The organism is Nocardioides oceani (assembly GCF_030412965.1).
GTDB lineage: Bacteria > Actinomycetota > Actinomycetes > Propionibacteriales > Nocardioidaceae > Nocardioides > Nocardioides oceani.
Genome location: NZ_JAUHJQ010000222.1, coordinates 1 through 239 on the forward strand (window position 1 = coordinate 1; position 239 = coordinate 239).

At 73.2% G+C, this 239-nt stretch carries 1 pseudogene; it reads left to right on the plus strand.

The window, feature by feature from the left end:
• Positions 1-21: 21 nt before the first annotated feature.
• Positions 22-239, plus strand: a pseudogene (locus QWY28_RS23855) (hypothetical protein); the annotation flags it as partial.

The following is a 239-nucleotide window of genomic DNA, read 5'->3' on the forward strand; positions in this document are numbered from 1 at the left end:
TTTGGTGGGGGTGATCGGGCTGTGAGCGACCCGACCGTGACCTTCGGGGCCCCCGGGCCCCGCTTCGCCGACGACGCGCACCGCTACCGGCTCGACTCCCGGATCGCCACCGGCGGCTTGGGCGTGGTGTGGCGCGCGAGCGACACGACCCTGGGCCGCGAGGTCGCGGTCAAGCTGCTCAAGGACGAGTACGCCGACGACGCGACGTTCCGCTCCCGGTTCGAGACCGAGGCCCGCCA